The sequence below is a fragment of the Micromonospora sp. NPDC049089 genome (assembly GCF_040648775.1).
Lineage (GTDB): Bacteria > Actinomycetota > Actinomycetes > Mycobacteriales > Micromonosporaceae > Micromonospora.
The window spans coordinates 23,081-29,562 of the sequence record NZ_JBEZEH010000069.1 but is presented as its reverse complement, the minus strand read 5'-3'; the positions used below and the strand labels follow the sequence as shown (position 1 = coordinate 29,562).

At 71.2% G+C, this 6,482-nt stretch carries 3 protein-coding genes; 2 read left to right on the top strand and 1 reads right to left on the bottom strand.

Translation table 11 applies throughout. The features are described 5' to 3' along the window. Positions 1-58 precede the first annotated feature (58 nt). Entirely contained in the window at positions 59-1,906 is a 1,848-nt protein-coding gene (gene ilvD, locus AB0B48_RS14455) for a dihydroxy-acid dehydratase (protein ID WP_357200844.1), read from the bottom strand. 111 nt (positions 1,907-2,017) lie between these two features. Here ilvD and AB0B48_RS14450 point away from each other — a divergent pair, with 111 nt between their 5' ends. Both AB0B48_RS14450 and AB0B48_RS14445 read left to right on the top strand, forming a co-directional pair. Further along, entirely contained in the window at positions 2,018-4,390 is a 2,373-nt protein-coding gene (locus AB0B48_RS14450; protein ID WP_357200841.1) for a bifunctional diguanylate cyclase/phosphodiesterase, read from the top strand. A 187-nt stretch (positions 4,391-4,577) separates the two neighbouring features. Then, positions 4,578-6,458 carry an acetolactate synthase large subunit gene (locus tag AB0B48_RS14445; RefSeq protein ID WP_357200838.1) on the top strand — a complete coding sequence of 627 codons (1,881 nt, stop codon included), beginning with the start codon at positions 4,578-4,580 and terminating at the stop codon, positions 6,456-6,458. Positions 6,459-6,482: the final 24 nt, after the last annotated feature.

The window sequence follows — 6,482 nt, the reverse complement described above, 5'->3', positions numbered from 1 at the left end:
CCCGTCCGACGGGACACCCCGACATCACGTATGTCGCCGTACCGGTGGGAACGGGTGGTTACTCCGGGACGCGGCGGTAGGCGCCGTCGCTGGCCGAGGTGGCCATCGAGGCGTACGCGCGCAGCGCCGCCGACACCGGCCGCTGCCGATCGGTCGGGGTGTACGGCTTGTCGCGCTTCTCCTCGGCCACCCGGCGGGCCTCCAACTCCTCGGCGGGCACGTTCAGCTCGATCGACCGGGCCGGGATGTCGATGACGACCTCGTCGCCGTCGCGGACCAGGGCGATCAGCCCGCCGGACGCCGCCTCGGGTGAGACGTGCCCGATGGAGAGCCCGGAGGTGCCACCGGAGAAACGACCGTCGGTGAGCAGCGCACAGGAGCGGCCGAGCCCGCGGCCCTTGAGGAACGAGGTGGGGTAGAGCATCTCCTGCATGCCAGGGCCGCCCTTGGGCCCCTCGTACCGGATCACCACCACGTCGCCGGCGACCACCTGCTTGGCGAGGATCGCTGTCACCGCGTCGTCCTGCGACTCGTAGACCTTCGCCGGGCCGCGGAAGGTCAGGCAGTCGTCGGGCACGCCGGCGGTCTTCACCACGCTGCCTTCGGGTGCCAGGTTGCCGTGCAGGATGGCCAGCCCACCGTCGGCGGAGTAGGCGTGCTCGCGGTCCCGGATGCAGCCGCCGGCCGCGTCGGTGTCCAGCGACGACCACCGGTTGGTGGTGGAGAACGGCTCGACGGTACGCACCCCGCCCGGCGCGGCGTGGAACAGCTCGACAGCCGTCGGGGTGGGGGAGCCGCCGCGCACGTCCCAGTCGGTCAGCCACTGCGCCAGCGAGGGGGAGTGCACGGCGTGCACGTTCCGGTTGAGCTGCCCGGCCCGGTCCAGTTCGCCGAGGATCGCCGGGATGCCGCCGGCCCGGTGCACGTCCTCCATGTGGTAGTTCGGCGAGTTCGGGGCGACCTTGGCCAGGCACGGCACCCGGCGGGAGATCGCGTCGATGTCGGTGACGCCGAAGTCCATCTCCGCCTCGCGGGCGGCGGCCAGCAGGTGCAGCACCGTGTTGGTGGAGCCGCCCATCGCCACGTCCAGGGCGACAGCGTTCTCGAAGGCGGCCTTGGAGGCGACAGTACGCGGCAGCACCGAGTCGTCGTCGCCGTCGTACCACCGCTTGGAGATCTCCACGACGGTCCGGCCGGCCTCGACGAACAGTGACCGGCGGGCGGCGTGGGTGGCAAGCGTCGAACCGTTGCCGGGCAGCGCGAGCCCGATCGCCTCGGTGAGGCAGTTCATCGAGTTCGCGGTGAACATGCCGGAGCAGGAACCGCAGGTCGGGCAGGCGGAGCGTTCGATCTCACCGAGCTGCTCGTCGGTGACCGCCTCGTTGGAGGAGGCGATCATCGCGTCGATCAGGTCGATCTTGCTGTGCACGACGCCCTCGATCGCCATCGTCTTGCCGGCCTCCATCGGGCCGCCGGAGACGAAGACGGTCGGGATGTTGAGCCGCAGCGCGGCCAGCAGCATCCCGGGGGTGATCTTGTCGCAGTTGGAGATGCAGACCAGGGCGTCCGCGCAGTGCGCGTTGACCATGTATTCGACCGCGTCGGCGATCAGTTCACGGCTGGGCAGCGAGTAGAGCATGCCGCCGTGGCCCATCGCGATGCCGTCGTCGACAGCGATGGTGTTGAACTCCCGGCCCACCCCACCTGCCTCGGCGACCGCGTCGGCGACCAGGCCACCCATGTCCTTGAGGTGTACGTGACCAGGCACGAACTGGGTGAAACTGTTGGCGATGGCGACGATCGGCTTGCCGAAATCGTCGTCGGTCATCCCGGTGGCCCGCCAGAGGGCCCGGGCGCCGGCCATCGTCCGACCGTGTGTGGAAGTCCTCGACCGCAGCTCAGGCATGCATACCAGCATGACACCGTCGACGCACCGGCCCGCCCCCGTATCTGCCGTGTCCCAACAGATGCACACCCAGCCCCCCATGACGTGCGCCCATCCGGCACTCTTGGAGGCGTGCATTTTCCACCGGGCATGGTCGCTGTCGCGGCGCTCAGCGGGCTCGTCGCCGCGGTGGCCGCCGTGCTGCTGACCGTCGTCGCCCGGCGGCGGGCGGTGCCGCGTCGGCCGGCACACGTGCTGCTCGCAGGCGCCGCCGGAGTTGCCCTGCTCAGCCTCCTGGCCGGGGTGGTCGCCACGCTCAGCGCGAACGACCACTGGGCCCACGAGCAGGGGCAGCGCACCGGTTGGGCGACGATGGTGGCGATCGGCGCGGCGGTGAGCGGGCTGGCCTTCGCGGCTGGTCTGCTCCGGCTGCCCGGGGTGGCCGCCACCGCGGCCGGGACGGCCCGGCTCGCCCTGGACGGCCTGGTCATGGCGGCGGCGCTGTGGTTCGTCGGTTGGGTGCTCTTCTCCGAGCCCACCCGGTTGCTCGGTGCCGCCACCCCGATGGCCTGCCCGGCGATCCTGGTGGCCACTGTGAGCGCCGCGCTCAGCGCCGGGCTCGTCGTGATCATCGTCTTCCGGGCCGCCACCCCACGTCGACGGCTCGCCGCGCTCGGCGCCGGCATCAGCGCGGTGACCTGCGGTGGGCTGGGTCTGAGCGCCGGGCTCTGCCAGGCCGGGCTGACAATGGCGCTGACCGGCGCGGTGGTGCTCGCCGCCGGCCTGCTGACCGTCGCGCTCACTGTTTACCGGGCCGACCGGCCGGGGCAGATCGACCTCGACCTGGTCGGTAGCGACGGCGAGTACGCGATCGCCCCGATGCTGGCGATGGCCGCCTCGGCCATGTACCACCTCGCCCAGGACGGCCGGTTCACCGCGGCGGGCATCGTGGCCGGCAGCGTGGAGGGCTTCGCCCTGGTGGCACGGCAGTACCTCACCCTTCGCGACGTCCGGGGGTACGCGAGCCGCCTGGCCGAGCGGGAGGCGCACTTCCGTGAGCTGGCGCACACCGATCCGCTGACGTCGTTGGCCAACCGGCGCGGGCTGCTCCGGGCGCTGCACCGCAACGCCGCCGACCACAACCCGTGTGTGCTGCTCGGCCTGGACCTGGACGGCTTCAAGAACGTCAACGACATGCGGGGCCACGACGTGGGCGACGCCGTGCTGGCCGAAGTGGGCCGGCGGCTGCGCGGCAACCTGCGCCCCGGCGACGTGGCCGCCCGGCTGGGTGGCGACGAGTTCGCCGTACTCATGCAGGGCCGGCCGGTCGAGGCGGACCGGGTCGCCGAACGGCTCCTCGGGGTGATCAACCGCCCCTACGACCAGCCGGAGGGGCCGGTCTTCCTGTCGGTGAGCATCGGGGTGGCCGACTGGGCCGACGAGCCCGACGTGGAGCTGCTGCTGCGCCACGCCGACCTGGCGTTGCGCTACGCCAAGCAGCGTGGCAAGAACCGGATCGAGCGGTACGACGCCGCGTACGACCAACTGCTGCGCCGGCGTACGACGGTGGAGCACGAGCTGCGCGGCGCGATCGACCGCGACGAGCTGCGGTTGGCGTTCCAGCCGGTGGCGTCGCTGCCGTCGGTGCGGCCGGTCGGCGCCGAGGCGCTGCTCCGCTGGCACCATCCTGAGCTGGGCAACGTGCGTCCGGACGAGTTCATCCCGCTCGCCGAGGAGTGCGGGATGATCGCCCCGCTCGGTGCCTGGGTGCTGCATCAGGCCTGCTACCAGCTCTCCCGGTGGCTCGCGGACGGGCACGACGTCTGGGTGTCGGTCAACGTCTCCCCGCGCGAGCTGCACGCCCCGGAGTACGTGGTCCAGGTCGCCGAGGCGCTGCGCGCCCACCACGTGCCGCCGCAGCGGCTGGTGCTGGAGGTCACCGAGCACGCGGTCGCCACCGACCTGGACGAGCTGATCCGGCGGCTGACCGCGCTGCGCTTGACCGGTGTCCGGATCGCGCTCGACGACTTCGGGGCCGGCTACTCGTCGCTGGGGCAGCTGCGCCGGTTGCCGATCGACATCCTCAAGATCGACCACAGCCTGGTCGCCGAGCACGAGCCGGTCCGCCCGGTCGGCCAGGACGGCCCGGCGTTCGCCCCGATGGTCGACATCGTCATGCGCCTGGGTCACCAGTTGGGGCTGGAGGTGATCGCCGAGGGGGTGACCACCCCGACCGAGTTGGCCGCGGTGGTGGCGGCCGGTTGCCGCTTCGGCCAGGGCGCGCTCTTCGGCTGGGGCGTGCCGGCCGAGCACCTGGAGGCGATGCTGGAGGCGGCCACGTCACCGGGTGCGCGTCCCGCTCCGGTGCCCGCGCCACGCCGCGTTCCGGGTATGTCCGGGCAGCTCAACCCGCCCGCCGATGGCGCGTCGCCGGTCGACGCGCCGACCTCCGTTAACCAACATGTGGGATCAGTTGACTCATCGCGTGAGATGCGTCAGGCTTAGCCGCATGTCGTCGTACCGGTCGCTGCGAGTACTTACCTGAGCGCACTCTCCCTCACCGAGAGTGCGCTGGCCCCGTGCATCTGCACGAGGGCCGTTTTTATTGCCATCGGAACCTGGCGAGCGGGCCCCGCCCGCGTCGCATCGCTTGACTAGCCACCAGCCACTCCAGCCGAAGGCCAGAACCGCCATGACGAGACCCACGCCCGAGACCCTCGCCCACACCGCCCGCCGGGCCCGCGCGACCGCCGACCCGACCGTCGACGTCGACCAGGCCGCCACGCGCACGGCCAACCCGGCCGCCCCGGCGGTACGGCCCGCCGCCGCGACCCCGATCTCCGGGGCCGGCTCGCTCGTGCGGTCCCTCGAGGCGCTCGACGTCGACGTCGTCTTCGGCATTCCGGGCGGCGCGATCCTGCCGGCATACGACCCGCTCTACGACTCGACGGTCCGGCACATCCTGGTGCGGCACGAGCAGGGCGCGGGGCACGCGGCAACCGGCTACGCGCAGGCCACCGGCAAGGTCGGGGTCTGCATCGCCACCTCCGGCCCGGGCGCGACGAACCTGGTCACCCCGATCGCGGACGCGTACATGGACTCGGTGGCGATGGTGGCCATCACCGGGCAGGTGGCCAGCCCGTTGATCGGCACCGACGGCTTCCAGGAAGCGGACATCCAGGGCATCACCCTGCCGATCACCAAGCACAACTTCCTCGTGCAGAACGCCGAGGAGATCCCCCGGGTGCTGGCCGAGGCGTTCCACCTGGCCAGCAGCGGGCGACCCGGCCCGGTGCTTGTCGACATCCCCAAGGACGTGCTCCAGGCGTCGACCACCTTCTCCTGGCCGCCCACCCTGGACCTGCCCGGCTACCGGCCCACCCTGCACCCGCACGGCAAGCAGATCCGGGAGGCGGCGCGGCTGATGGCCGCAGCCCGACGCCCGGTGCTCTACGTCGGCGGCGGGGTCCTCAAAGCCGGTGCCACCGACGGGCTGCGGCGGCTGGCCGAGCTGACCGGCATCCCGGTCGTCACCACGCTGATGGCGCTCGGCGCGTTCCCCGACTCGCATCAGCAGCACCTGGGGATGCCCGGCATGCACGGCACCGTCGCCGCGGTCTACGGCCTGCAGAAGGCGGATCTGATCGTCGCGCTCGGCGCACGCTTCGACGACCGGGTCACCGGCAAACTGGACTCGTTCGCCCCGGACGCGGTCGTGGTGCACGCGGACATCGACCCCGCCGAGATCGGCAAGAACCGGCACGTGGACGTCCCGATCGTCGGCGACGCCAAGCACGTCATCGACGAGCTGATCGCCGCTGTCACCGCCGAGCGGTCGTCGGGGCGCACCGCCGACCTCGGTGACTGGTGGACGCAGCTGAACGACCTGCGCGACCGTTACCCGCTGGGCTACGACGAGCCGGTCGACGGGACGCTGTCCCCGCAGTACGTGATCAAGCGGCTGGGCGAGATCGTCGGCCCGGACGCGATCTTCGTGGCCGGGGTGGGCCAGCACCAGATGTGGGCGTCGCAGTTCATCTCCTACGAGAAGCCGTACACCTGGTTGAATTCAGGCGGTCTCGGCACGATGGGTTACGCGGTGCCGGCGGCGATGGGCGCCAAGGTCGGCAAGCCGGACACTGTGGTCTGGGCGGTGGACGGGGACGGCTGCTTCCAGATGACCAACCAGGAGTTGGCCACCTGCGCGTTGGAGGGCATCCCGGTCAAGATCGCCGTCATCAACAACGGCAACCTCGGCATGGTCCGGCAGTGGCAGACGCTGTTCTACAACGAGCGCTACTCCAACACCGAGCTCGGCACCCACAAGCACCGCATCCCCGACTTCGTCAAGCTCGCCGAGGCCCTGGGCTGCGTCGGGCTGCGGTGCGAGAGCGCGGATGACGTGGACAAGACCATCGCCGCCGCCATGGAGATCAACGACGCCCCCGTGGTGATCGACTTCGTGGTCGGCAAGGACGCGATGGTCTGGCCGATGGTCGCCGCCGGCACCAGCAACGACGAGATCATGTTCGCCCGTGGCGTCCGCCCGGTCTTCGACGAGGATGACATCTAATGAGTGAGCGAAGCGAACGAATCA